Annotated in this window: 22 protein-coding genes and 7 pseudogenes; 13 read left to right on the top strand and 16 right to left on the bottom strand. The window is 68.7% G+C overall.

All coding sequences use genetic code 11. The annotated features are described in order from the left end of the window. Positions 1-563: 563 nt before the first annotated feature. Both ABEB07_RS29540 and ABEB07_RS29535 read right to left on the bottom strand, forming a co-directional pair. Complete coding sequence (locus ABEB07_RS29540) at positions 564-1,361, bottom strand: ParB/RepB/Spo0J family partition protein (RefSeq protein WP_345671141.1); 798 nt, start codon at positions 1,359-1,361, stop codon at positions 564-566. 236 nt (positions 1,362-1,597) lie between these two features. Further along, entirely contained in the window at positions 1,598-4,525 is a 2,928-nt protein-coding gene (locus tag ABEB07_RS29535; RefSeq protein ID WP_345671140.1) for an AfsR/SARP family transcriptional regulator, read from the bottom strand. Between the two features lie 150 nt (positions 4,526-4,675). On the opposite strand from ABEB07_RS29535, the gene ABEB07_RS29530 reads away from it, so the two are divergent. After that, positions 4,676-5,095 carry a hypothetical protein gene (locus tag ABEB07_RS29530; RefSeq protein WP_345671139.1) on the top strand — a complete coding sequence of 140 codons (420 nt, stop codon included), beginning with the start codon at positions 4,676-4,678 and terminating at the stop codon, positions 5,093-5,095. 425 nt (positions 5,096-5,520) lie between these two features. Here ABEB07_RS29530 and ABEB07_RS29525 read toward each other — a convergent pair whose 3' ends face one another. Then, positions 5,521-5,796, bottom strand: coding sequence for a hypothetical protein (locus ABEB07_RS29525; protein WP_345671137.1), 276 nt, complete (start codon positions 5,794-5,796; stop codon positions 5,521-5,523). Here ABEB07_RS29525 and ABEB07_RS29520 point away from each other — a divergent pair. The 4 genes from ABEB07_RS29520 (at position 5,789) to ABEB07_RS29505 (ending at position 8,611) form a co-directional block, all read left to right on the top strand. Continuing rightward, positions 5,789-6,256 (top strand): hypothetical protein, encoded by a 468-nt coding sequence (locus ABEB07_RS29520; protein ID WP_345671136.1) that lies wholly within the window; start codon positions 5,789-5,791, stop codon positions 6,254-6,256. The two genes, ABEB07_RS29525 and ABEB07_RS29520, sit on opposite strands and share 8 nt — an antisense overlap. A gap of 125 nt (positions 6,257-6,381) precedes the next feature. Continuing rightward, positions 6,382-6,843 (top strand): hypothetical protein, encoded by a 462-nt coding sequence (locus ABEB07_RS29515; protein ID WP_345671135.1) that lies wholly within the window; start codon positions 6,382-6,384, stop codon positions 6,841-6,843. Between the two features lie 72 nt (positions 6,844-6,915). Next, on the top strand, positions 6,916-7,434 hold the full coding sequence (locus ABEB07_RS29510) for a hypothetical protein (RefSeq protein WP_345671134.1): 519 nt from the start codon (positions 6,916-6,918) through the stop codon (positions 7,432-7,434). Positions 7,435-7,666: 232 nt separating this feature from the next. Then, the gene (locus ABEB07_RS29505) at positions 7,667-8,611 is read left to right on the top strand and encodes a hypothetical protein (protein WP_345671133.1); all 945 of its coding nucleotides are present in this window, start codon (positions 7,667-7,669) and stop codon (positions 8,609-8,611) included. 100 nt (positions 8,612-8,711) lie between these two features. Here the strand turns inward: ABEB07_RS29505 and ABEB07_RS29500 are convergent, their stop codons facing one another. The 5 genes from ABEB07_RS29500 to ABEB07_RS29480 form a co-directional block, all read right to left on the bottom strand. After that, positions 8,712-8,978 (bottom strand): transposase family protein, encoded by a 267-nt coding sequence (locus ABEB07_RS29500; RefSeq protein WP_345671142.1) that lies wholly within the window; start codon positions 8,976-8,978, stop codon positions 8,712-8,714. Positions 8,979-9,113: 135 nt separating this feature from the next. Then, the gene (locus ABEB07_RS29495; RefSeq protein ID WP_345671132.1) at positions 9,114-9,365 is read right to left on the bottom strand and encodes a hypothetical protein; all 252 of its coding nucleotides are present in this window, start codon (positions 9,363-9,365) and stop codon (positions 9,114-9,116) included. A gap of 126 nt (positions 9,366-9,491) precedes the next feature. Further along, the gene (locus ABEB07_RS29490) at positions 9,492-9,806 is read right to left on the bottom strand and encodes a hypothetical protein (protein ID WP_345671130.1); all 315 of its coding nucleotides are present in this window, start codon (positions 9,804-9,806) and stop codon (positions 9,492-9,494) included. Positions 9,807-9,846: 40 nt separating this feature from the next. Then, on the bottom strand, positions 9,847-10,362 hold the full coding sequence (locus ABEB07_RS29485; RefSeq protein WP_345671129.1) for a GNAT family N-acetyltransferase: 516 nt from the start codon (positions 10,360-10,362) through the stop codon (positions 9,847-9,849). 348 nt (positions 10,363-10,710) lie between these two features. Further along, complete coding sequence (locus ABEB07_RS29480) at positions 10,711-10,947, bottom strand: hypothetical protein (protein ID WP_345671128.1); 237 nt, start codon at positions 10,945-10,947, stop codon at positions 10,711-10,713. Positions 10,948-11,051: 104 nt separating this feature from the next. Here ABEB07_RS29480 and ABEB07_RS29475 point away from each other — a divergent pair, with 104 nt between their 5' ends. Both ABEB07_RS29475 and ABEB07_RS29470 read left to right on the top strand, forming a co-directional pair. Next, entirely contained in the window at positions 11,052-11,501 is a 450-nt protein-coding gene (locus tag ABEB07_RS29475) for a hypothetical protein (protein WP_345671126.1), read from the top strand. 300 nt (positions 11,502-11,801) lie between these two features. Next, positions 11,802-13,021, top strand: a pseudogene (locus ABEB07_RS29470) (IS110 family RNA-guided transposase). A gap of 111 nt (positions 13,022-13,132) precedes the next feature. Here ABEB07_RS29470 and ABEB07_RS29465 read toward each other — a convergent pair. The 3 genes from ABEB07_RS29465 to ABEB07_RS29455 all read right to left on the bottom strand — a co-directional run bounded on the left by ABEB07_RS29465 (position 13,133) and on the right by ABEB07_RS29455 (position 16,409). Further along, complete coding sequence (locus tag ABEB07_RS29465) at positions 13,133-13,894, bottom strand: hypothetical protein (RefSeq protein ID WP_345671143.1); 762 nt, start codon at positions 13,892-13,894, stop codon at positions 13,133-13,135. Positions 13,895-13,954: 60 nt separating this feature from the next. Next, positions 13,955-14,875 (bottom strand): alpha/beta hydrolase, encoded by a 921-nt coding sequence (locus ABEB07_RS29460; RefSeq protein WP_345671124.1) that lies wholly within the window; start codon positions 14,873-14,875, stop codon positions 13,955-13,957. An 82-nt stretch (positions 14,876-14,957) separates the two neighbouring features. After that, positions 14,958-16,409, bottom strand: coding sequence for an amidase (locus ABEB07_RS29455; RefSeq protein ID WP_345671123.1), 1,452 nt, complete (start codon positions 16,407-16,409; stop codon positions 14,958-14,960). A 132-nt stretch (positions 16,410-16,541) separates the two neighbouring features. Between ABEB07_RS29455 and ABEB07_RS29450 the strand changes: the two genes are divergently transcribed. Then, positions 16,542-17,168: a TetR/AcrR family transcriptional regulator gene (locus ABEB07_RS29450; protein WP_345671122.1), complete on the top strand. Its 627-nt coding sequence runs from the start codon at positions 16,542-16,544 to the stop codon at positions 17,166-17,168. A 786-nt stretch (positions 17,169-17,954) separates the two neighbouring features. Next, positions 17,955-18,197 (top strand): hypothetical protein, encoded by a 243-nt coding sequence (locus ABEB07_RS29445; RefSeq protein ID WP_345671121.1) that lies wholly within the window; start codon positions 17,955-17,957, stop codon positions 18,195-18,197. Between the two features lie 91 nt (positions 18,198-18,288). Here the strand turns inward: ABEB07_RS29445 and ABEB07_RS29440 are convergent, their stop codons facing one another. Then, positions 18,289-18,432 carry a hypothetical protein gene (locus ABEB07_RS29440; RefSeq protein ID WP_345671119.1) on the bottom strand — a complete coding sequence of 48 codons (144 nt, stop codon included), beginning with the start codon at positions 18,430-18,432 and terminating at the stop codon, positions 18,289-18,291. Between the two features lie 298 nt (positions 18,433-18,730). After that, a pseudogene (locus ABEB07_RS29435) lies at positions 18,731-19,321 on the bottom strand (RHS repeat-associated core domain-containing protein); the annotation flags it as partial. Positions 19,322-19,457: 136 nt separating this feature from the next. On the opposite strand from ABEB07_RS29435, the pseudogene ABEB07_RS29430 reads away from it, so the two are divergent. The 3 genes and pseudogenes from ABEB07_RS29430 to ABEB07_RS29420 all read left to right on the top strand — a co-directional run. After that, positions 19,458-20,706, top strand: a pseudogene (locus ABEB07_RS29430) (IS256 family transposase). 73 nt (positions 20,707-20,779) lie between these two features. Beyond that, positions 20,780-21,439, top strand: a complete 660-nt coding sequence (locus ABEB07_RS29425; protein WP_345671118.1) for a hypothetical protein — start codon at positions 20,780-20,782, stop codon at positions 21,437-21,439. Positions 21,440-21,532: 93 nt separating this feature from the next. Then, positions 21,533-22,425: pseudogene (locus tag ABEB07_RS29420) on the top strand (IS110 family transposase); the annotation flags it as partial. Between the two features lie 18 nt (positions 22,426-22,443). Here ABEB07_RS29420 and ABEB07_RS29415 read toward each other — a convergent pair. Next, on the bottom strand, positions 22,444-22,677 hold the full coding sequence (locus ABEB07_RS29415; protein WP_345671116.1) for a hypothetical protein: 234 nt from the start codon (positions 22,675-22,677) through the stop codon (positions 22,444-22,446). Positions 22,678-22,729: 52 nt separating this feature from the next. Here ABEB07_RS29415 and ABEB07_RS29410 point away from each other — a divergent pair. Next, a pseudogene (locus tag ABEB07_RS29410) lies at positions 22,730-22,941 on the top strand (DUF6192 family protein); the annotation flags it as partial. Between the two features lie 620 nt (positions 22,942-23,561). Here the strand turns inward: ABEB07_RS29410 and ABEB07_RS29405 are convergent. Both ABEB07_RS29405 and ABEB07_RS39300 read right to left on the bottom strand, forming a co-directional pair. Beyond that, positions 23,562-23,759, bottom strand: a pseudogene (locus ABEB07_RS29405) (MFS transporter); the annotation flags it as partial. A gap of 12 nt (positions 23,760-23,771) precedes the next feature. Beyond that, a pseudogene (locus ABEB07_RS39300) lies at positions 23,772-24,489 on the bottom strand (response regulator). Between the last annotated feature and the right edge of the window lie 594 nt (positions 24,490-25,083).

The raw sequence follows: 25,083 nt of genomic DNA, 5'->3' as shown, positions 1-25,083 counted from the left end.
ACCTCCACACCCCAAACCATCCCAAACAGAACCTGGGCGCCTTGACGGAAGACATAGAGGCACCCCCCGCTAGGGTTCGTTGAGAAAGCGACTCGATTGAGTGAGATGGGACGACGGTGGTCCGCGCTGGCGCGAAGTCGAGCTCCTGAAGCGCGAAGAGGTCGTCATCTTCCATGACCGCTCAACGTACCTGGACCCGTCATGGTCACGCACGCGTCGACCTCACAGGCTGCGAGAAGACGGCGGAGGACTGATCAGCTCTGGGGCCGCTCCGCGCTGTGGCGAGGGCGCCTTCTGGCGGCTGCCCTCCGTCAGCGGCCGAATCTCCAAGGGCTTCCGCGACGCCGCCAACTCCCGTCGCATCCGCATGGCCGCCGGCTCCCAGCACACGACGCGGGCTTCGGGTACCGCGGGCTGAGGTTCAGGCACTCCACGCATTCGTAGCTCGTCAAGGTCGGGGAGAGGGATCTCCGGCAAGGAGGCGATGAGCTCGGCCTGAGCCGCGCTGATGCTGTGCCCGGCAGCCTCGAAGCCGGTGCCTAGGGAACGGCAGGTCACGCTGATCATCGTACGGGCGACGGCACACAGACCCCGCTACCAGCCGCGTTAAGACGGGAAGCGGGGCCAAAGAGTGGTGTCAGTTCGAGGATCTTGCTCTGGATCTGGTGCCAGCGTTCCAGAAGCGGCGGCATCATCGCAGCGAACTCGGTGTCGTTCATTTTGTGGAGCAGGTGCTGCGCAGCCTCCGCCCCGTTGTCGTATGGGAATCGCTTGAGAGTGGGTGCCGAGGCAGGCATGGTTGGTGCGGCTGCGGTCCGCGGCTCAGGGATGTTCTCCCCTCCTCCGGCGAGCTGGCGATCGGCCCTGGGTACGGCCTCTGGCGTTGGCACGGAGCCGGCGGGGGCGTATACCGCGGTATACGCCAGAGGTTCGGAATGCAGCGCCGGATTATGCCGCGCGTCGGGCTGCGGATGGTAGGCGGCGGATCGTGAAGGCTCGGACGTGTATACCGCGGTATACGACTGCGGTGCCGCTTCCGGCTCTTGCCGTACTGTCTCTGTCCGGGGAAGCTGCTCTTGCTCCGCCTTCCAAGCCGCGTACTGCTCCTCCGGTGGCATGGTCGCGTACCGGCGCATCTCGCGGAACGCCGTGAGCTTCCCGTCCAGGACCAGCTGCACCATCTCGTCCGTCAACCGCAGTAGTCCAACGCGCTGGTTGAACCACGCCTTGGACTTGCCCATCGCTTTGGCCGTCGCAGACCGGTTGCCGTCATGGAGATCCAGCATGGCGCGCAAGTCGTTGGCTTCTTCGATGGGGTTGAAGTTGGCGCGCTGGACGTTCTCCGACAGAACTGCAGCCAAGAAGCGCGCAGGAGAACATCGAGAGTGTCCAGTCCGACCATGGCGGCTGCGCGCCAGCGGCGTCATGTCCTCGCCGAGCTCTACGAGCTCGGTCTCGCGGCTGAGGACCAGGCCAGCGGCTCGCAAGCCCGAGGCGAACCGGCTCGAGGCCACGGCGACGGCCGCGCGCGAGTGGGCCCGCCACCGCGAGGGCTGACGCACTGAACCGACGTACCGCCACCGATCCGTCCTCCACATCACGGCGACGAAGGTCGCTCCTCAGGTTTCGCCAGGGGCGTGTCACCGATCGTCTGCCACAGCCGCCGCGCCCGCTCGCGGTGGACATGCGCCAGGTCGTGGAGGCCGGCGGTGGCGGCCAGGTCTCCGAGGAGTTGCCAGCACGCGGCCTCGTCGTGGCGGTCGCCGTGGCGGTGGAAGAGGGCTGCCGCGCGTTCCAGGGCCAGGCCGGCGCCGTCGCGGTCGTGCTGGCCGGCGTGGACGCGGCCGACCTCCAGGAGGGTGTAAGCGACGCAGCGCTCGTCGGCGAGGTCTTCGAAGGCGGCCAGCGCCTGGTCGAGGCAGCGCAGTGCTTCGACCGGGTCGCCGCGGCGGTCGTGGAGGCGGCTGAAGCGGCGGAGGACGACGGCCACGCGGTGGCCGTCGCCGAGGTTCCTGGCCTGGCGCAGGGCTTCGGTGAACCAGAAGTGCGCCTCGTCCAGTTCGCCGTGCATCAGGCGCATTACGGCCGTCGAGCAGGACAGTTGCGCCTCAAGGTGCTGGTCGCCCTCGCTGACGGCGATGGTCCGTGCGTACTCGACGCGTTCGAGGGCTTCGTCGTAATGGCCCCGCACCCGGCTGACCGTGCTGAGCATCGCCATCGACAGTGCCTCCCCGCGTTTGTCCTGGCCGTCCTGGCACAGCCCCAGAGAGGTCTGGAGGGCACGGATCGCCGCGTCGAACTCGTCCCGGTAGATGTGCAGCTGGCCGAGCCCGCGCAGCAGCACCGACGCGCCGCGCGTGTTGCCCGCGGCCTCTGCGGCATTCAAGGCGAGGCGGTGGCCGTGTTCCCAGTCCTGGTAGAGGCACCGGTGGTCGTAGTACGTCGCGGGCTCGGCGGCCAGCTCCCAGGCCAGCTCGTCCAGCCCCCAGTCCACGGCCAGCTTCACCGCGCCGAGCAGCGTGTCGCGTTCCGCGTCGAACCAGCTGAGGGGGTCGGCCATCAGCCGGTCCGCGAGCGCGTCGGGCAGCGGCAGGCGGGGCGCCGAGCCGGGTGCCGCGCCGGTCAGCAGCCCGGCGGGTAGCCGGCCGGTGCCGCGCCCGGCCAGGTCGAGCCAGGCGGACAGCACCCGTACGATCGCGTCCCGCCGGTCTGCCTCGGAGAGCCCGGCGGCGATCTCCACGGCGCAGGTCCTGATCAGGTCGTGCAGCCGGTAGCGCGGCTGACCGATGGCGTCGGTGGCGGTGAGCCGCACCAGGCTGGCGTCGACGAGGGTGTCGAGCACGTCGTCCGCATCGGGGCGGTCCAGCAGCGGGCCCACCACCCAGCCGGGCAGGGTGTGCGGGCCGAGCAGGCCCAGCAGGCTCAGCGCGCGCACCGCGTCGGGCGGGAGCAGCCGTAAGCTCAGCTCGACACTGGCCCGTACGCTGAGATCCCCGATCCGCAGCTCGGCCAGCCGCCGGGACTCGTCCTCGATACGTTCCCGCAGCACGCGCAGCGACCACGCGGGGCGGCCCATGAGCTTGGCGCCGGCGATGCGGATCGCCAGGGGCAGGTTCCCGCAGCAGGCGAGGATTGCCGCGGCCTCCGCCGGCTCCCGCTCCACCCGGGTCCGCCCGACGATGCCGGTGAACAGCTCGCCCGCCTCCTCCGGGCTCAGCACGTCCAGGTCGATGTGCCGGGCGCCGGGAAGCTGCGTCAGCAGGGTGCGGCTGGTGATCAGTACTGCGCAGCCGTCGGACCCCGGCAGCAGCGGCAGCACCTGGTCCGCGTGCCCGGCGTCGTCCAGCACCACCAGCATCCGGCGGTCGGCCAGCAACGAGCGGTAGAGTGCGGCCCGTTCCGACAGGCCGCCCGGGATCGCGCTGCCGGCGATCGACAGCGCGCGCAGCGCCTCTGCCAGCATCAGCGCCGGGTCCCGCGGCTCGTCCGATGTCCCGGCGAGGTCCAGGTAGAGCTGGCCGTCGGGGAAGGCGGCGCTCGCCAGCCGGGCGGCGTGCGTCACCAGGGAGGACTTGCCGACGCCCGGCCCGCCCACGATGACGGCCACTGTGGCCCGGTCCGGCGCCGACCCGTCGAGTAACCGGGCTAGTTCGGCCAGCACTTCGGCGCGGCCCAGGAAGTCGGGTACGTCGAGCGGCAGTTGGCGTACCGGCATCACCATGACCGGTTCGGCGGTGGCCGTGTCCGGCGGTGCGTCCGGGGGACCGCCCGTGGGGGCAGGCGCCGTCAGGGCGGGATCGGCGGCCAGGACGCGCAGATGTAGCGCCCGGAGCGGCGGGCCGGGGTCGATGCCCAGGTCGCTCGCCAGCGTCCGGCGCAGCCGCTCGTACACCTGGATCGCCTCGCCCTGCCGCCGGGACCGGTAGAGGGCGAGCATCAGGTGCTCGGCGACCTGCTCGTCGTAGGGGTGCTCGCGCAGCAGGGAGATCAGCTCCTCGATGACCTCGCGATGGCGCCCCAGGACGAGTTCGATGCTCAGGCACTGCTTGTACGTGGCCGCGCGCTTCTCGTTCAGCTGCGCGGCATCGAGCTCCAGGACCTGGCTGGAGATGTCGGCGAGGGCGGCGCCGCGCCAGCATGCCAGCGCGCGCCGCAGCCCGGCGGCCTTCTCCGTCGGGGCCTGGTGCCCTTCGGCCAAGTGCCGTTCGCGGTCGAACTCCAGCCGGTCGAGTTGATCTGGCGCCAGGTTGATCTGGTAGCCGCCGCGCCGCGTACTGATCAAGGAACTCGGCGCTCCGCAGGCGGCGAGGTTGCGGCGCAGTCCGGAGACGGCATCCTGGACCTGTCGGACCGCGGTGGCGGGCGCCGTCTCGTCCCACAACACGGTGACGAGCCGTTCCGTGGTGACGAGCTTGTTGGCGTCGACCAGCAGCGCGGCCAGCACCTTGGCCTGCCGCGGGCCGTCGAGCAGAACCTCGAGCCCGGTGATCCGGGCGTGCAACGGCCCCAGTACGCCGAACCTCATGCTCCCCCCAACATTTCACGATCGGCGTCGATCCCCAGGCTGACCTGGCACTAGGACGAATCTAGGACCGCCCAAGGACATGTGTCCATAGCGTCACTGCGAGGCACGGCACAGTGCCAGGGACGTTTCAGTCGACCGGGAGGAAGTCTCATGTACATCGGCAAGAAGCTGGCCGCGACCACCGCGCTGCTCGGCGCTGTTGCCACGGCCGGGGTGCTCACCGCCACCCCGGCGAGCGCGGCCATCACGGATATGGGCATCCACCTCTCCACCGGGCACAACGTGGGGCTGTACAACGACTACAAAAAGATCAACAACGCCGACAAGGCCACCCCGAACGACCTCATCTACAGCACGAATCCGAACCTCACGGACGGCATCGAGACCGACTGCTGGAGTGACAGGGGAGCGAGTCTGAACAACATGGATCCGTACTGGTACCACACGAAGACTGAGTACTACAACCACCTCGTCGGTACCTCGCCGGTGCACATCTACGCGTGGACCTACGCCCCCTATGTGGACGGCGAGGCCGGCATCCGCGCCGGCCTTCAGAAGTGCAACTACTAGACAAGACACGTCGCCCCGCGTCCGCGCAGATCCGCCGCGCCGGGTGCCCGTGACCTCACCGAGGTGATCCCGCCCCGGCCCCCGACGGGCCGGGGCGGGCGGCGCTACGCCCAGAGGCGGTCCGCGTGGAGGTCGAGGGCGAGGGTGCCTTCGGGGCCGCTGAGGAGGGGGTGGGCCTCGGCGGTGAGGGCGAGGGCCGCGCGGGGGGTCAAGGCAGCGCCCGGACGCGCTCAATCCGCCCGGGCCCATGAGCGGACAGCGCTGGACGCTGCGCGAGGGCATGCGGTAGCCGCTGACGGGCGGTGCGCCGGCCGAACAGCCCGTGAGCCCCGGGCCGCAGTCGGTCCAGGGCTCACGGGCGTCTGCCGGCTCCGCGCGCCTTCACGGTCCGGCTCGGGACGTCCGGCACCAGATGGCTGTGCGTCTCACACGCTCTGGCCCGCGTGGCTGATCCGCTCCTGCGTGTAGGCGAAGAGCCGGTCGACGTACTGCCGGAACAGATGCGGGTAGGCACAGCACACCGCGGCCGGTGAGAGAGCCCCACTCGTAGTGGTGGGGTAGCGGCCCTGGTCGCCCTTGGGATCGCGGTTGTGCAGGTCCCTGATGAACTCGAGGACCAGGCGCCGTTCGTCGTCCGCGGCGAACAGATCGTCGTCGCTGCCTTCCAACCGCCTCGGCAGCCTGCCCGAGGTCGTGGCCACGCGCCTCCGGTCCGAGGCGCGCCTTCAGCGCCAGTTCGGCCGGTTGCCGGGCCAGGAAGAAGGCCGGCTGCGGAACCCCGGCGTCGATCAGCTCGATAGCGCCCCTGTGAAACTCGCCGATCGTCTCCTTGGACGCGTCCGCATGCTGCTGCGGAATCTGCGGAGCGTCACCGGTCACTATCTTGACGCCGGAGCGACGCGCCTCGTCCTCGCCGGTGTGATGGAGGACCAGGACGAGCGGAAGCTACTGGCCGATGCCGTAGGTGGTGAACTTACGGTCTGCCGGCTCCGGGCCAAGCTTTCGGTCGTTCGCCAGCGACTGGCCCAACGCCACGACAGTGAGCCCGAGGCACTGCTATGGCACCTGAACCGGTCCGGTGAACTGGAGGGAATCCTCAGCCGGTCCGCAGTCGACGACTGCACCGTCGATGCCCGATGCCGGCACAGGCTCCGTCACTGACGTCGCCGTAGCGGTGCTCAGGCAGCAGGCTGACCGTGACCATCGGATTGCGGCGGTAGCCGTCATGGAGGGGTGATCGCGCCCTTTTCCGGAAATCCCCGTCAACGGCCTTCTACGATCTGTGCATGCTGGATCCCGAGTTGCTGGAACGGATCACCGCGCGGCGTGCGGAACTGGACGAGCTCGGAGAACAGCTGGCCAAGCGGTTGGCGGAGGTACGGGCCGAGCGTGATGAACTCGCTCTCGCCGAGAAGGTTCTTGAGCGGGTGCGTGAGCAGCTCGCCCAGGAGCGTGCGGAGGCCGCGCCGGTGCCGGTGCCGGGGCAGGTGGGCGGGATGCCGGTGATGATGATCCCGCACCGGGCGGCGAGTGTGAGGGAGACCGCACTCCCCGCCGGCTACCAGCGGATCCTCGCGGCCGTGCGGCAGGCCGACGGGCCGGTCATGGCCCGTCAGGTCGGCGAGATGGTGGGGGTGGATGTCAGCGTGCGGGCCAAGCTGGAGCCGCTGCGCGGAAGGATGAACAGGATGGCCGACCGCGGCTGGCTGCGGAAGCTGCTCGACGGCCGGTTCACCACCCGTCTGTGACCAGCAGTACCGCCACTCCAAGCGGCTCGGAACGGGCGTAACCGGTGTGCCCCCGGCGGCCGTTGGAATTCTGTGACGAATACCAAAGAACGCGCCGAGGACACCTGCCCGCTTGTCTACCAGTGCCGCCTGCCGCTGTCCACGCGCACCGTCAACCACCTCGCCGACCTGCTCAGGCGTCATCTGAAGGCGATCCGGTCGAGGTGGCGGATCCTGCCGCAGGGAAAGATCGCGGTGATTGTCCTGGCCGTACTGCGGCACGACCAGCGCCTCGCCGACATAGCTGGCGGCAACAACGTGTCCGAGTCCACCGTCCGCCGCTGGCGCGACGAGCTGATCGGATTGCTCGCCGCCCAGGCCCCGCGCCTGGACCGCGCCCTGAAGAAGGTCGCCAGGCAGGGCGGGGAGGCGGTCCCGATCGACGGCACCCTCATCCGCACCCAGCGCCGCACCGGCAAGGCCGACCGGCGCAATTACTCCGGCAAGCACCGCAGCCACGGCCTGCACTTCCTCGCCCTGACCGACGAGAAGGGCCAGTCTGATCTGGATATCCGCGGTGTTCGGCGGCGATGTCGTCCTGCATGTCGGTGACCGCGTCCCACCGTGCTTCTCGGTCGCCTTCGGGGAGTTGCTCGGCGACGTCTTCGGCGAAGGGCATCAAACGCTCGGGACAGGAGGCGATGACACATGCGGCGCCGCCCTTCAGTCTGCCGCCGCCGCTGGGACACATACGCCTGAGTACGCCTACTCAGGCGTCAGTGGCCCAGCGAACCTACGCTGAGGCCCGATTCGACGTCCGGGGGAGGATGCTATGGGTGCTGCGGTGACCGAACCGCGTGCTCTGCGGGTGCGGCAGGCGAAGCGGGCGGCTCGTGCCGCCGTAGCGGGTGTCCTCGCGGTGGCTGCCGCGGGGCTGTCGATGCGGCTGGTGGTGAACTCCAGCGCCTGCCGCAGTGCGCCGGGCTTCGGCTGTCTCGGCTATGCCCTGTGGTGGTCCTATCTGCTGCCGGTCCTGGTGTTCGGCCTGACCTGGCCGGTCCTGCGGCTTCTCGCGGTCCGTCCGGCCTGGCTGACCGCGCTGCTGGGCACCGGCACCGGCTGGTATCTGCTGTGGTGCCTGGACTCGTTGCGGTGGCTGCCGAACGGCACCCTGCTCTTCCAGGCGGCCCTGTGCGCGGGAGCATTCGCTTTCGCGGCCTGGTGCACCCAGTCCCGTAGGCCCCTGTGGCCGCGAGCTGCCGCCGCCCTGGCCCTGGCCGTGCTGATGCCGCTTGACTCCTTCGCCTCCACGCAGCTCGCCCACCACAAGCAGAACACCGAACTCGCGCATGCGGGTGTGCCGTTGCTGGGGCCGCACATACCCGACGGCTACCACCTGGAGGGCGTCGGCACCAGCGGAACGGCGCACAGCAGTCAGCCCACCTTCTACTACCGGATCGCCCCGAATGACGCCGGCCGGCACGCCGACTCGATGGAGGAGCTCAACCGGGTCATCCAGGTGGTGGTGGGTCCTCGCCTGCCGAATTTCACGCCGCCCTCGCACTGCACGGCGCTCACCAGCGTCTATCCGGTGCCCGCACCCGCCTGCACCCCCGTCGCGCCCGGGGTGTGGCGGTGGTCGAGGTACGACTTCGTCGAGTACTTCGCCCGGGTCGGTGATGCGGTCGCCGTGGTCGAGGCGCGCACCCCACCGGCCAGCAGTGCGTTGCTGCGAGACATCGCCGGCAGCATGCGGGTGCGCCCGCCCGCGTACTTCACCGAGCACTGAGTCTCCGCCAACTTGAAGTCGCGGGCCAAAGGACTGGTGTGACCGGTTGGCGGGGTACTCACGCTGGTCGCGGGCTGCAGTCCGAGGAGTAGATCGTCTGTCAGCGGTTGATTTCGAGGTTCGTCAGGACGAGCAGGGCTCGCCGGAGGTGGGTGGCGTGGGCGGGGTCGGTGCGGAGCTTGGTGAGGATCCGCCAGTTCTTGAGGTGGGCGAAGCCATGTTCGAGGGGAGCGCGGCCGACGGCGAGGACGCGGTTGGCGGACTTCTCGCCGGGGGTGAGCTTGTGAGTGCGGCTGGCGTGGAAGCCGGTGACGGTCACGAGGTCGAGTACGTCGTTGTCCAGGCCGCGGAAGCCTAGGTCCGCCAGGGCAAGGGAAATGCAGGCCCGTGATGGTGGTGTTTGCCGGAGTAGTTGCGCCGGTCGGCCTTCCGGTGCGGCTCTGGGTGGCGATGAGGGTGCCGTCGATTCAGGACCACTTCCCGCCCTGCCTGGCGACCTTCTTCAGGGCGCGGTCCAGGCGTGGGCCTGAGCGGCGAGCAGGGTGATCAGCTCGTCGCGCCAGCGGCGGATGGTGGACTCGGACACGTTGTTGCCGCCGGCCAGGTCGGCCAGGCGCTGGTCGTGGCGCAGCACGGCCGGGACGATCACCGCGATCTTTCCGGGCAGCAGGATCCGCCGCCTGGACCGGATCACTTTCAGGTAACGCCGGAGCAGATCGGCGAGGTGGTTGACGGTCCGCGTGGACAGCGGCAAGCGGCACTGGTGGACAAGCGGGCAGGCGTCCTCGGCGTGCTTTTTGGTTTTCGTCGCACGATTCCAAAGGCCGCCGGGGGCACCCCGGTTACGCCCGCGCTGCCCCCTTCCGGGCAGCGGGACAGGTCACAGGCGGGTGATAAGCCGGCCGTCGGGCAGTTTGCGCAGCCAGCCGCGGTCGACGAGTCTGACCAGCTTGCCGCGATGCGGTTCCAGCTTGGACCGCACGTTGACATCGATTCCCAGCGCGTCGCCGACCTGCCGGGCCATGACCGGTCCGGCGACCTGCCGCACGACGGCGAGAATGCGCTGGTAGTCCGGCGGAAGCATCGTCTCGTCCATGTCCGGCGTTCGGTGCGGGACCAGCATCACCGCTCGTCCGCCCACCTGTCCGGGCGCCGGCACGTCCGAGGCGCGCTCGTTGGCGATCTGCTCGCTCATCCGCTCAAGAACACGTAAGGATCGCCCAGCTCGCCCCGACTCAAAGCACGCGCTGGTAGCGGAGTTCTGTGAGCGTGATTCCGTCGTAGACGTCGTCCTGAGCCGCACCGTCAGCCTGGTAGCCGGCTCGTTCGTAGAAACGCTGGGCTCGTTGGTTGTCACCCAGAACCCACAAGGCTGACGCCTCAAAGCCCTGGTCCTTCATCTGAGCATGAGCCTCACCCAGGAGGCTCCGGCCGATGCCCTGGCCGATCAGGTCGGGCAAGATGTACAGGGCGTAGACCTCGCCGACCCGTCCCAGACCGGACACCTCACTCCGACACGGACCGAAGCAGATCCATCCCACCGGGCACCTGTCACCGAGCGCCACAAGATCGCGTGACTTTCGTCCGGATTGGGAAAACCACTGCCGCCTTTGCCTGGCGTCACCTTCCACCGTCATGGCATCCAAGTACGTCTGAGGAACCATGCCGACGTATGCCGCTTGCCATCCGCGGACTCGGATCGTAGAAACGGCCTCGATGTCGGCCGCGCCCATCTCCCTCACGTGCACCATCGCGCCACCGTAATGGCACAGGTACCTCAGGACGAACTGCTTTGGCCCACCGCCGGTGCTTCCTCTAACCAGGGTGGTTCCTGACGAACGACCTTCTCCAGGGACTGCCGCCCACGACCAGGGCGAGTCCCCGGAGTACCGGTCACCCCAGCCCTTTGGCCTGCGACTTCAAGTTGGCGAAGGCTCAGTCGACGCCCTTCGGCTTCGCTCCTGATCGGAGAAGCATCACCTCATGCGTGGAGGGCGAAAACAGCGTTCGTCACGTTCTCCGGGCGGACCGCCGGGAGCTACGTTCGGTGTGCGCCGTGTCGGCACGGCGCACACCTTCCGCTTGTCGGGCGCCTGGCGTCAGCCTCGGAGGGCTGAGGCGAAGAGGACGGGAAGGTCCCGCCATCGGGGGTTGGCGGCGAACTCGGTGAGGAGGCGGCCGGTGCGGGCGGCGGCGGTGTGGGTGACGAACCACGGGGGCTTGGGGGCGATCGAGGCTTCGCCGCTCAGGAGTGAGCGGGGTGCGGGACGGAAGGGGCCGGTGACGATGGTGCGTTCGGTGTGGTCCAGGAGAAGGGCGTTGTGAAAGATGCCCATGCCGCTCTGGACGTCGTCGAGGGTGTGGCCGGGGTAGGCGCCCCAAGTGGCGCAGGGGGGGTGGCGTAGCCGACGCCGGTCCAGGCGTTGATGGCGATGGTGCCGTGGCGGAGGTCGGCGACGGCGGCGCGGAGGTGGTGGACGAGGGCTTTGATGGTGTCGGGGTGAGCGATGAGGTTGGCGCCGAGGGTTCCGTGGAGACGTTCGTTGGCGGCGGTGACGGCGGTGTCGAGGAACTGGGTTGCGGTGCCGGGGAATTCGGCGACGCCGAGGACCGGGCTGAAGTATTCGGTGGTGAAGGCTGTTTCGTCGGGGTCGGTGAGGTCAAGGCCGGTGAGAAGGGTGCGCTCGGGCGTGCCGCCGGGCTTCTCCGCGTCGGGGTGGAGGTCGCGGGCGGCAGCGCGGCGGTAGGAGAGCCGGGCCCGGCCGCTCTCCGGACACACATCGGGCGTCGGTGTTCCGGTCGGCGCCTTGCGGTCGGTGGGGCACAGCGGGCCGCAGGTGCGGCGGGCGATGAGGCGGGGCGGAGCTGGGCGGTGCCGGACTGCCAGTGAATCCACTCGATTGCCCCGCCCTGGCGGTGACCTTCCCCCGGTATATCTGCCGCGGTCCTGCAAGAGGGCCGCTGGCCTCCGGGCCTGGCATGACTGTGTCCCCCTGTCGAAGTCGATGACCTGGGGGGTGGTGTTCACCGGGTCCTGGAGGCGCCGTCGGAGACGCTGATGAGAGGTCCGGCCGCCACCCGGTCCGGCGCAATGCCGGACAGCTCACGGATGACAGGTCTGCATAACGTGGATGCGCGAGTACGACACCGACTCCGAGGCCGGCACCGTCAGGACTCCTGGAAAGGCGCGATGTTCGACACCGAAGACGTGGGCGTGTTCCTCGGCCTGGACGTCGGCAAGAGTGCCCATCACGGGCACGGACTCACCCCGGCCGGGAAGAAGGTCTTCGACAAGCAGCCGCCCAACAGCGAGCCGAAGCTGCGGGCCGTGTTCGAGAAGCCGGCCGCGAAGTTCGGCACCGTGCTGGTGATCGTGGACCGGCCCGCCTCGATCGGCGCCCTGCCGCTGACCGTGGCCCGGGACGCGGGCTGCCCGGTCGCCTACCTGCCCGGACTGGCGATGCGGCGGATCGCCGATCTCTACCCGGGCGAGGCGAAGACCGATGCGAAGGACACCGCGGTGATCGCGGACGCGGCCCGCACCATGCCCCACCCCCTGCGCTCGCTGGAGCTGACCGACGAGATCACCGCCGAGCTCACGGTCCTGGTCGGCTTCGACCAGGACCTCACCGCCGAGGCCACCCGCACCAGCAACCGGATACGCAGCCTGCTCACCCAGTTCCACCCGTCGCTGGAACGCGTCCTCGGACCCCGCCTGGACCACCAGGCCGTCACCTGGCTCCTGGAGCGCGCTACGGATCCCCGGCAGCCCTGCGCAAGGCCGGCCGCCGCAGACTCCTCGAACTGATCCGGCCCAAGGCCCCGCGCATGGCCCAGCGGCTGATCGACGACGTCTTCGACGCACTCGACGAGCAGACCGTCGTGGTCCCGGGCACCGGCACCCTCGACATCGTCATCCCCACCCTCGCCGCCTCCCCGACCACCGTCCACACCCAGCGCCGGGCCCTGGAAGCCCAGATCAACACACTGCTGGAGGCTCACCCTCTTTCTCCGGTCCTGACGTCGATGCCCGGCGTCGGCGTCAGGACCGCCGCCGTCCTGCTGGTCACCGTCGGCGACGGCACCGGCTTCCCCACCGACGCCCACCTCGCCTCCTACGCCGGACTCGCCCCCACCACGAAGTCGTCCGGGACCTCCATCCACGGCGAACACGCACCCCGAAGCGGAAACCGGCAGCTCAAACGCGCCATGTTCCTCTCCGCCTTCGCCTGCATGAACGCCGATCCGACCTCCCGCACCTACTACGACCGCCAACGAGCCCGCGGCAAGACCCACACCCAGGCCCTCCTCCGCCCGGCCCGTCAACGCATCAGCGTCCTGTTCGCCATGCTCCGCGACGGCACCTTCTACGAACCCCGCACGCCCACCGACATCGAACTCGCCGCATGACCCCAGCAAGCCAAACCATCCCAAACCCAACCTGGGCGTCATGACGAAAGGCATAGAGGCACCCCCCGCTTGCCCTGCGGGTACAGGTCTTCCACGTTCAGGCACAGCCCCTCATCGGCTCGCGCGGCGGACTCGCAGAGCATCTTCCACTCCTTCTTCTCCCGCAGCGCGACGTCGAGGCACCACAGGCCGGCGATCTGGTTCTCTGCGAGAGCCTTGGTTCGGTCCGGCGGCGCTGGCCGACCGCCGCTCGATGCCGATCGCCGTATCGCCTTCGATCCAGCGCTGGCGCTGCCACCAGCCGATCGCCCTGCGGGCGATGGACAGCTCTCGGTTGACGGTGTCGGCGTCCATCTCGTCCGCCCGCGCGGCGGCCAGCTCGGCGAGGACTTCCGGCAGTGCCGGATCGTCGATCGCGGTGACGTGAAAGACGGGCGGCTTCGCACCCCGGCGAGCCGGGCCGGTCGGCGCGGGTTCGCCGGCGAGCATCCACCCCCACGTCGTCAGCGAGATCCGGTAGACGCACGCGGAGAACTTCGCAATGCCCGCGCCGGTGAGGTAAGCACTCGACCGCCGCGGTGTACGACGCGGGAGGGCGGCCATGGGCGCGACGCGGGCGCGCGACAACCGCAACGCACCCCCGCTCCCAAGTTCGGTCACCGGTTCGACTGTCATAACCGCTCCGCCAAGCGGGAACTCCGTCCCGGTGTCGGCCGTCGCCGGCACGGACATGGCGGGCATGCCCGCCACATTGAACGACGACCGGTCGAAGACGCGACGAATCCAGCCGAGGCCGTCCAGCGCCTCTGAGCGCGGCGGCCCGACGTCCACGGGCACGGCATCCCGCTGACCAGCGGCGAAACGCTTCAGCACGTGTCCCGCGCTTGCCGTGACAGACCGTTCATGAACGATCGAAGGCAGCAGTTCGCATGGTCAGCGGCGGCTCGCGTGCAGGTGGGTCGCGAAAAACTCGGCAGCAGCCGAGGAGGTGGCCTCGAACTGTTCGACATAGGGGTCGAAGTGGCCGCCGGGTATGATCTGCAGCCGTTTGGGCTCCAACGCTCTGTTGAAGGCGGACAACTGCAAGTCGGTGCCCGACGTAGTGTCGTCGTCTGCAACGATCATCAGCAGTGGCCGGGGACTTACCCTCTCGATATGGTCGCTGGCGTTGTAGGCGCGGCTCCACTCGCCGGTGCGGACGGTGACCTCGTTGCGCCACGACGGGGCGATCTCTCCGACTGCGGTGAAGTAATCGAACGCGTCGTCGGCGGCGTAGACGGGGCCGTCGGCAGCGCCGCCGATCACCGGGCGTGTTGCGACTTCGCCGGTTTGCATGCGGACGATCCGCTCAGCCGCGAACTGCTCACTGGCTGCCGCCAATTGCGCCATGGGAGTACGCCGCCATCCGGTCTGCACGCCGTTGACTGCGGGGGCCTGGCAGACCACGGCCTTGACCCGCAGGTCGCTGGCCGCCACGACGATGGCGTGCCCGCCGCTGTAACTGGTCCCCCACACCCCGATCAGGTCGGGGTCGACCTCCGGCAATGTGCTGGCGTAGGTGATGGCGTGCCGGTAGTCCTCGATCTGACGCCACGGATCGATCTCCTGGCGAGGACTGCCGTCGCTCGCACCGAAGTTGCGGTGATCGTAGACCAGCACCGCCAGCCCGGCCGCGACGAACCGCTCGGCGTAGCGGTCCAGGTACGCCTCCTTGACCAGGGAGAACCCGTGCGCCATGACGACGGCGGCCGTCGGGGCACTGCCAGGGGCCGGATAGAACCAGCCGCGCAATGTGGTTCCGTCCGCGTCGAATTCGACGTCGCGGCGTGTGCTCGAGTTGGAAACTGCGGACATGAGCGAGACTCCTTCGTGGAACGTCGGCAGGTGGGCCGACGATCGAGGGTGGTGCAGGCAGCGCGCACCGTAGGGTCGCTTCTCAGTGGCCCGTGCGATTCCCTGCCCACACCGTGGGGATTCGGCCCGTCCATGGGCTTGCCTGTTCGAGCTGGCTGGCGAGGCGGAAGAGGCGGCTTTCGAGGCCGTATCCGGCGGCGAACTGCATACCGATCGGAAGCCCCGTCTCGGCGTCGGCCGTCAGCGGTACGGACATGGCGGGTGTGCCTGCCATGTTGAACGGCATGGTGAACGGCGAACGGTCGAAGACGGTGTCGATCCAGCCGAGGCCGTCCAGTGTCTGCGCGCTCTCGGCAAGGGCGCCCAGGGGTGCGGGAAGCTCCGGCACGGTCGGGGTGAGCAGGATGTCGTAGGTGTCGAAGGACCGGGCCAGGCTGCGGGAGACGCGGTTGCGGATCGTGAGGGCGGCGATGAGCTGGGGCGCGCTGACCCCCTGTCCGTAGTGGTAGCCGGCGAGGGTCGCCGGTTCGAGGGTGGAGGAGTCGACGGGCCGGCCGAAGGCGGCGGCCAGCCCGTCGACCGTGGCCGCGAGGTTCGTCGTGAACAGCTGGGCGTTGGCCAGGACGTACTCCTCCCAGTCGGCCCCGAGGCCGACCTCGGCCTCCTCCACCTGGTGGCCGAGGGATTCGAGCAGACCCGCGGTGTGGGCGAGGGCGTCGGCCACCGGTGCGGTGGTGCGGCGTCCGCCCCACGCCTGGGGGAGGACACCGATCCGCAGCCGGCCCGGGTGGTGGGTGACTTCCTCCGTGTACGGCCGGGACGGCTGCTGGGCGAAGTAGGGGTCACCCGGTTCCGGGCCCCGGACCTGGTCGAGCAGGGCCGCGCTGTCGCGTACCGTGCGGCTGACGCTGCCGGGCACGGCCAGGCCGCTGAAGAGCTCGTCGAGGTCGGGTCCCATGGAGACCCGGCCGCGGGTGGGCTTCAGCCCGAAAAGGCCGTTGTAAGCGGCGGGGACACGGAGCGAGCCGGCGGCGTCGGTGCCGTGGGCAAGCGGGACGACCCCGGCCGCTACGGCCGCGCCCGCGCCCCCGCTGGATCCGCCCGCGCTCCGCTCGAGGACCCACGGGTTGCGGGTCGCGCCGTACAGCACCGGTTCCGTCGTGATGCTGTAGGCCATCTCCGATGTCGCGGTACGCCCGAACGTCACCAGCCCGGCCCGTCGCACGCGCCGCATCAGGAAGGAGTCGGCGTGTGCGACGTTGCCGGCCGCGAGGCGGCTGCCCAGCTCCATGCGCCGCCCGGCCATGGCGGCTCCGATGTCCTTGATCAGGAAAGGCACCCCGGCCAGCGGTGTGCTGCCGGGCTCGGGCTCGTCGTCGGTCGGCCAGGTCTCCACGACGGCGTTGATCTGCGGATTGACCGCCTGCGTGGCCTCGAGCGCGGCTGCTTGCAGTTCAGCGGTGGTCACCTCCCCTTCGGCCACCAGCTCCGCGAGTCCGACCGCGTCGTAGTTCACGTACTCGGCAACTCTCACTTTTTACTCCCAGGGGAAAGAACGATACTGCTGAGTCCCAGACGGTACCCAACGGTATCGCATAGAACGAAGTGGTATCGTAGGAGCCGTGAGGCAAGGGCCCCGCACCCGGGCGGACGTCACGGAGTAGTCATGGCATCGACCACCAGAAGGCCGAGCAGGGTGGCGAAACTGCCGCCCCGTGAGCGCATCCTCGACGCGGCGGAAGAGCTCTTCCAGAGCGAGGGAATCCGGCGGGTGGGCGTCCAGGCGATCGCTGAGAAGGCCGCGACCACCAAAATGGCGATCTACCGGCACTTCGAAACCAAGGACGCGCTGGTCGCGGAGTGGATGCGGATCGTCGCCGCCGACTACCAGGCGGCCTTCGACCGGGTCCAGACGGAATACCCCGGCCGGCCCAGGGAGCAGATCATGGGCTTGGCCCGCTTCATCGCCGAGGGATTGCCGGCCATCTCGCACCGAGGCTGCCCGTTCATCAACTCCCTCGCCGAATTGCCCGACCGCTCTCATCCCGCACGGCAAGTGATCGAGAAGCACAAGGCCGACCAGACCCGCAGGCTGGTGGGCATGTGCGCCGAGGCCGGGATGCCCGACCCCGAGCAGGCCGCAGCCGAGATCACCTTCGTACTCGAAGGCGCACAGGTCAGCACGCAGAACGGAAGTATCGATCAAGCGGGGGACCGCCTGATGAGAATCGTCGAGGGGATCGTAGATCGGCACCGCTCTCCCCTCGGCGCATCCCTGCCGAGCGACGGCTGACAGCCTCGAATCCGCGTCCCCAGTACCGAGAACCCGGTGCGCGTTCGCCCAAGAAGCCATGGTGGCGCGCTCTGGATCGCTGTTGCTGAAGCGGTGAGTGCTGGCGGCCCTGGTGGTCGCCGCAGAACGTCCGTGTTCCGCGACATGGCCGGGGCGGGCGATCCGGCGGTGGTGTCGGCCAGTCGCGGCGCACCACAACCATGTGTCCTTCTACGGTGGTTTTACGGTCCTGCCGATCGTCGGGCGGCGCCGACAACGGGCCAGCGCTACCGCGTACGAAGTTCGCGGTAGCCGCCCGGATTGGGGGCGGCTACCGCGGTGATGCGAGTTACTTCTCACGCGCAAGAGGGCCGGAGGAATTCCGTTCCGATCATCCGGCTCGCGGTCAGTTCCGCTTTTGACCCCGTTTCCGCATCACGAAGAAGATGATGAGGAAGAAGAGAACGGCGCCGATTCCTCCCACATATGCAGGCCAGGTAGATCCGCTTCCCGCAGCCAGGGAAACGGCCTGATTGCGCAAGGCCATCACGGCGTGGGACTGCCGCGTGATCGTGGTCACTGACCGCGCCTGCGACGCAGATAGTCCCGGAATCCGGTTCCCTGCATCCACATGGCCAGGCCGGCGAGCAGGGCTACGCCGATGATGGCCAGCACCAGCACGACACCATGCATGGGCGCCTCTCTCTTTCAGGTATCAGCCAGAAGAACGACTTTGCTACGTCCAGGAAGTATCTTTCCTTCAGGACCGTGTCGATGGCATCCAGGTACAGGATCCTTCTCGCCGCCGTGGTCGCTGAGCACTTCGATACCCACGTCGACCGCGCCCAGCCGTTTCGGCAGTCCTCATCCATAGATTCCCACGGAATAGAGAAGACCGCTCACAGCCAGAAGACCGCCGACCAGCCTGAAGATGATGCGGTTATGAGTGTCGAAAGCCCTTCCCGTTTTCGCCCCGGTCTGGCGCTGGGCGAACAACGGACCCACAAAGAAGAAGAATATACCGAAGAGGCACATGAAAATTCCTACTAGGACGCGCATTCACTTTTCCCTTCGGTTTATCAGGAAAGTCCGGGTGGCCCGCGCCGAAGGGCACGGTCCACCCGGCCTCCGGAACTACCGGTCAGCGGCGACGGCTTCTCATCAGGAGGAAGACGATGATGGCGCCGAAGAGAATCACCATGCCCATCGCCAGATAGGGACTCCACGAGGGACCCTTGGGCTTCGCCAAGTAGTAGGATGCGGCCGCTGGCATGGTGGAAACCATGATTAATTCCCCTCGATTCCTTGCCAGTCAGAAGGCGCACTTGGCGTTAACTGGGAACTTTCCGGTGATGCCGCTCGATTCGAAGGCGGCATCGCCTTGCGTATTTCCGGTGATACTGCCTGCCCCTGCGCCGCAGGGCCCCTCTCCGGTCCAGCCGCTGCCCACGTCACCGCTTGAGCCGCCAATCCCGGTGCCACCACCAGGAGTTCCGGCACCAAATGTGATGAACCATGCTTCTTTACCGCTGTTGCCCTCTTCCCTTCCTCCCCCGACGCGAAGGTAGTAATAAACCTCTCCAGTCGCCTTCGGCGTAGAGGTAGGGGATTTGTTCCTGGCCGGAGGGGTCGGGCTGGGTGAAGCGGCCGATGTTGGCGTCGTAGTAGCGGTTCTGGAGGTGGTAGGGGCCGGTGGGGTCCTGGTAGTTGCGGGCGAAGCGGTAGGGCTGGGCGACCGGCTCGCTGGACTGGGCGAGCAGGCGGACGCCGCGGGGGCTGTAGGTGTAGGTGTCGACCTTGTTGCCGTCCACGTCGACCAGGCCGGTCACGGAGCCGATCGAGTCGGTGAGGTAGTAGTAGCTCTTGCCCCCGGTCTTCATGGAGTTCAACGTGCCCCCGGGCTCGCGGTTAAAGCCCATGCCCACAAAGGCAGTTGACTTCGCCGACAGACCGAGCGGGCCGTTGTGGAAGAGCGTGTCGCCGAGCTTGACGCGTTCGCTCTGGTCGGTGGAGCCGTGCTGACCGGCGTAGGTCTTGTTGTTGACGGTGATGGACGGCATCTGGGAGTGGCCGGTCCGGGTTTCGCCCGTGCGCAGGTGGTCGTCGGTGGAGGAGCCGGCGTTCTCCTTGCCGATCGCGTCGTAGGACCAGGGCCCGGTGGCGCCGGACTTGCTCTGGACGTTGAGAGAGCAATGCTCGGGGCTGTGGATTGGCCTTCGGGACGGGACGCGAAGGGCGTACCTTCCCGAATGTTCTACAGGTCACCGAGCAGAGGCCCGCGTTCGCAGCGCGAGTCGGGATGGCACGCCCGTGCTCAGCGTAGTGAATGCCGACGGTTCCACCGAGTCCGGCTCCCTGATCGACGAGATCGTCCGCGAGGGTGTCCGGCGGATGCTCGCCGCCGCGTTGGAGGCGGAAGTCAACCGGCACGTAGCCGAGTTGGCCGCCGAGACGGACGAGCCTGGGCGGCGCCTGGTGGTCCGCAACGCCCACCACCGGCCCCGCACTGTGACCATCGCCGCAGGTCCCGTCGAGGTCACGGCCCCGCGTGTGAACGACAAGCGGGTGGACGCGGCCACCGAAGAGCGGATGCGGTTCTCCTCGAATGTCCTGCCGCCGTGGTGCCGCAAGTCGCCCAAGGTCAGCGAGGTGCTGCCGCTGCTCTGCTCGCACGGGCTGTCGTCCGGGGACCTTGTGCCTGCGCTGGAGCAGTTCCTCGGCTCGACGGCCGGCCTGTCGCCGGCCACCGTGACCCGGCTGACGAAGCAGTGCAGCGACGGCCACTGCGCCTTCCAGCAGCTTGACCTCGCCGCGTCCGACTGCGTGTACGTATGGGCTGCGTCCACCCCAAGGTCCGGCTCGGGCAGGCACACTCCTGTGTCCTGGTGCTGATGGGTGTGCGCTTGGACGGTACCAAGGCGCTGATCGCGCTGGCCGAGGGACTGCGGGAGTCGACCGAGTCGTGGGCCGACCTGCTGCGCGACTGCCGCCGCCGGGCATGCGCGATCCCGAACTGGCCGTCGGCGAAGGCGCGATGGGGCTGTGGAAGGCTCTGGCGGAGGTGTCCCCGGCTGCCCGCCATCAGCGATGCTAGGTCCACAAGGCCCGGAATGTCACGAACGCCATGCCAAAGTCCGCGCAACCGGGCGCGACGAAGACGATGCAGGAGATCTACAACGCCGAGGACCGCGCGCACGCCGAGAAGGCGATCGAGGCATTCGCGAAGACCTACGGCGCCATGTTCCCCAAGGCCGTCGCGGAGAGCACCGACAACACCGAGGCACTGCTGGCGTTCTACGACTTCCCGGCCGAGCACTGGATCCACCTGCGGGCCACGAACCCCATCGAGTCGACCTTCTCCACGGTCAGGCTCCGCACCAAGGTGCCCTGCGGCGCCGGCAGCCCGGCCGCGGCCCTCGCGATGGTGTTCAAGCTCGTCGAGTCCGCCCGGGCCCGTTGGCGCGCGATCACCGGGGCCCACCTCGCAGCCTTGGTCCGCGCAGGCGCCAAGTTCGAAACCGGCGTCCTCGTAGAACGCTCCGAGGCTCACGCGGCGTGATCCACCACGACCGGCCCATAAGATCTGCCTGACATGATTCCTGCCAGACCTCTCGATGGACGGATGACCGATCATGGGTGAACCGCACCCGCTCCTGACGTTCTTCCTCGACGCGGCCGGCGGCCGGTTTCCGCCCGTCGACGGCCGGGTGACCGTCCTGCCGCCCCTGCCCGCAGGGCTTGAGTGCTCAGTCGCCTTCACTGGCCACGCAGTTGTCGCCACAGCCCTGACAGACGGGGCTGTCCACGATCAAAAGCCGGACGGCTTCGGCGCATCACTCTCCCCGGACTTCTTGCGCCACCTCGCCGGCGACAATGGTTGGATCGGCGTCATCGACGCCACGCTCACCGCCCGCGGCACCGGCGGCTCACCGCGCCTGCAGCCGCTCGCCGACGCAGACGATCACCCGCGTGTGCGCCACGCCCGGGAATTGCGGAGCAACGTCACGATTCATGGTGACGAACGCGGCCTCATCACCCTGGCCGACGGCCTGGCAGGCCGACGAGAGTTGAGCATCGAACTCCACTACTCCCACAACGACAGCCGCGGCCACGGACGGTCCCTGCTCACCGACGCCCTCTCACTGGTCCCCGAAGGCGAACCGGTCTTCGCAGCCGTCTCACCGGGCAACGCGCGCTCCCTGCGCGCCTTTCTCGCCTGCGGGTTCACCCCCATCGGCAGCGAGGTAGTACTCCGCCCCGAGCGGGAGTCACCAACCGCCAACCTTCGATGAGACAACCAATCGATCCACAACTATTGACCATTGCTCCGTGGATGTGGCAGCTCGGTGCCCTGCCAAGGCTGGACGAAAGCGTGATGGAGGGGCAACACCGAGCCGAAGCTCGGCGAGCTGGTCGCCAAACTTAAGGCCAAGCACCGGACGGTGCTGGTCGTGGTCGACCAGCCGGCGCCTCGATCGGCGCCCTGCCACTGGCGGTCGTGCGGGACATGGGCTGCTCGGTCGCCTACCTGCCACTGACGATGCGGCGGATCGCCGACCTCTACCCGGGCAAGGCGAAGACCGACGCGTAGGACGCCTTCGTCATCGCGGACGCGGCCCGCGCGATGCGGCACACGCTGCGCGCGATCGACGGCGAGGACGAGACGATCGTCGAGCTGGAGATGATCGTCGGAGTCGACGACGATCTCGCAGGGGAGGCAACCTGGGTCGCGAACCGGCTGCACGGCCTGCTGGCCCGGATCCATCCGTCGCTGGAACGGGTGCTGGGGCCGCGGTTGCAGCACCCGGCCGTCCTGATGCTGCTGGAGCGATTCGGGCCCCCAACCCAGATCCGCGAAGGGGGCCGTCGACGGCTGGTCACGCTGCTGCGGCCGAAGGCCCCACGGATGGCCGAGCGGCTGGTCGAGGAGATCTTCGGCGCGCTGGACGAGCAGGTCGGTGACGGCAGTACCTTTGCGGCCGCCGGCCACCTCGCCGCATACGCGGGACTCGCACCGGCGACCCGAAGCTCGGGCTCCTCGATCCGCAGCGAACAACCGTCCATGAGAGGAAACGAGCAGCTCAAACGGGCCTTCTTCCTCGGCGTGTTCGCCGCTCTGGGCGACCCGGCATCGCGGGCCTACTACGACAAGGAGATCGCCCAGGGCAAGCACCGCACCCAGGCCCTGCTCTGCCTCGCCCGCCGCAGGGCCGACGTTCTGTTCGCGATGCTCCGCGATGGAACCTTCTACGAATCCCGTCCCGCCGCAGCCCGGTGAGGAGTTGAGACCGCTCGATCAGTCCTCTGGCCGCAGCCGCTGACGAGCGGCCTCGAGCCGCTGGTCATAGTCGGATGCGAACAGCTCGGGAAGCGTCTTGTCGAGCGTTCCGGCGATCCGATGGATCGGCGCCCAGACCGCCGGATCGTCCACAACCTGGCTGAGGTCCGTCATCTGGAGCTTCTCCAGCCAGTGCGACAGCACCAGCGCCTCGTCACTCGTGAGCTTGATCGTGACCTGTCTATCGCCCATGCACACCCCTACGGTTCGGCCCGCCCCCGACCACACGAACCTACTGGCCTTCGACCTGATCACCGCCTGCCACGCCTTCGTCGCGGCATCTGGCCGCGTCGTCCCGGCCTGCGGGACCGGCAGCTGGACGAGGACGAACGCGTGATCGTCCACGAGAACATCGCCCGCGTCAGGGCGACCCTGGAGTGGATCGAAACGGCCGCAGTGCTGAACCCGAGTCGGCGAGAGTCCGCAGCGCCGGTTGCGCATCATGCGTCGGAGTGAGCTTGTTCCGCTTTGACGGACACCATCCGTGTGGTGGTCAGGTCGGCGGAGCTGTCTCGTAGTCCACGGGACTGCGGTAACCGGGCCCGGGTTCTGCGTCCCGGCACCTCACACCCGGAAGCGGACACGAACCGTAAAGTCGCTGGCCTGTGGATAGAGCGCGGCGAAAGTGGGCCCTGAGCCGCGATCTGTGGACAACTTTCCGGCCCGAAAAATCCGCAGGCGCCCCGCCTGCGAGCCGCGGTCGGTACAACGGTGAGGAGAGCCCAACCGCGAGGGGCTGCACGACCGAACACGACGACGCGATCGAAGACGACGCGCCCGAGTACAAAGCCCCGGTGGAGCGCGCGAAGCAGTACGAGGCGATGGCCGCCCGATCCGTCAAGAAGGCGATGGCGGGCGAAGCGCATCTGGCGCAGACGTTCGCGTCGCTGGCGGCCGCCGCCCGGATAGAGCGTATGGACTGGCGCATGCGGGTGCTGGGGCGACCAGCTCGGCGACGTGAAGAAGGCTACGGATCGTCTTCGCCTCGAACTGCCGGAGCGGTGATGTCCGTCAGCTTGGCGACGCCCGCCTGGGCGCGCGCCCTTCCGGGGACGGCGGTGTTGGTGATCGGCGCGTTGACGGTACAGCGTGGACAGGAACAGGAAGCCGCCGAGCGCGGCGGACGCGCTGACCGCGATGACGGTGGCTCCGCTGAACGGCGCGGCGCGGAAGAAACGCAGGTCGATCAGGGGTTCGGCGCGGCGCGGTTCGTAGACGAGCAGTCCGATGAGGGCGGCGAGGGCGACAACGGCGACGACGGCGAACGGGAGGACCTGGGAGAGGCTCTACAGCCGGTCCTGGGTGTTCCGGCCGGTGCAGACGCCGTTCTCCCAGGCCCAGGCGGCGATTTCCACCCGGTTGCGGGCGGTGAGTTTGCGCTGCACGCTGGCCAGGTGCGTCTTCACGGTGGAGAGCGAGACGTGGAGTTCGGTCGCCAGTTCCTCGTTGCTACGGCCGCGTGCGACGAGCCGTACGACGTCCGTCTCACGGGTGGTCAGCGGGAGTTCGCGCATCGGGGGGCGCGGTCGGCGCCGGCCTGGCAGGCTCGGTGTGCGGCAGGGGTCGAGAGACCGCGTGCGTCATGTGTTTGAGGAGCCGGACCGTGATCGAGGGGGAGATGAGGGCGTTGTCGGTGGCTACGGCGCGGACCGCCTCGACGAGCAGCGCGGGTGATCCGTCCTTGAGGAGGAAGCCGCAGGCTCCATTGCGCAGGGCCCGGTAGACGCACTCGCCGACGTCGAACGTGGTCGCGATGAGCACGTTCAGCGGGTCCTCGGCGTCCGGGCCGGCCAGCAGCCGGGTCACCTCCAGGCCGTCCAGACCCGGCATGCGGATGTCCAGCAGGCACACGTCGGGGCGCAGGCGCCTGGCCCCCTGGACGGCGGTGGCGCCGTCGGCCACCGAGGCGACGACCTCCATGTCGGGCTGCTAGCCCAGGATCATGCCGTAGGCCGAGCGGATCATCTGCTGGTCGTCGGCGATGAGGATTCTGATCGCCGTCATGGCTTCAGGGTGTCAGCAGCTGGGGCGTCCTCCGTGCCGAGGGACGGGGGCCGGGCAGCGGGATGTCGGCCTCGACGAGCCAGCCGACCCCGGAGCGCGGGCCCGCGGTGACGGTTCCGCCGACCAGGGCGGCGCGTTCGGCGAGCCCGAGCAGGCCGTAGCCCCCGGGCCCGGGCGCCGCGGCGGCTCCGGGCTCCCGGCCGGCGGTCTTCGCGTCGTCGCAGACCGAGACCCGTACGACGGGCCGGGCGGTGTCGCCGCCCAGTCAGACGTCGACGGTGACCGTCTTCGCTCCGTGCGCGTGCTTGCGTACGTTCGTGAGGGATTCGCGGACGATCTGCCATCCCCCTGGACGTCACCGCCAGCACCCAGGCCCCCCAGCCCAGAAGAGTCACCCGGTGAACCCACCGGCGCAAGGACTAGACCGTCCGGTCGTGGCACTGCCCATCCAGGTCCTCCCCCGCTCTTGCGAAGGCGCCAAGACCTTCATCGCACGCCTCGCCCCGCGAACTACCTCGAGCCCTTCTAGGGGCTGTTTGAGGTTCGGATCATGTGGTTGAGGTGAGGTGCTTCAACCACATGAGCGATCCTCGG

It is taken from the genome of Streptomyces similanensis, assembly GCF_039543625.1.
GTDB lineage: Bacteria > Actinomycetota > Actinomycetes > Streptomycetales > Streptomycetaceae > Streptomyces > Streptomyces similanensis.
The sequence above is the reverse complement of the archived record's forward strand: the minus strand, read 5'-3'. Positions and strand labels throughout refer to the sequence as shown.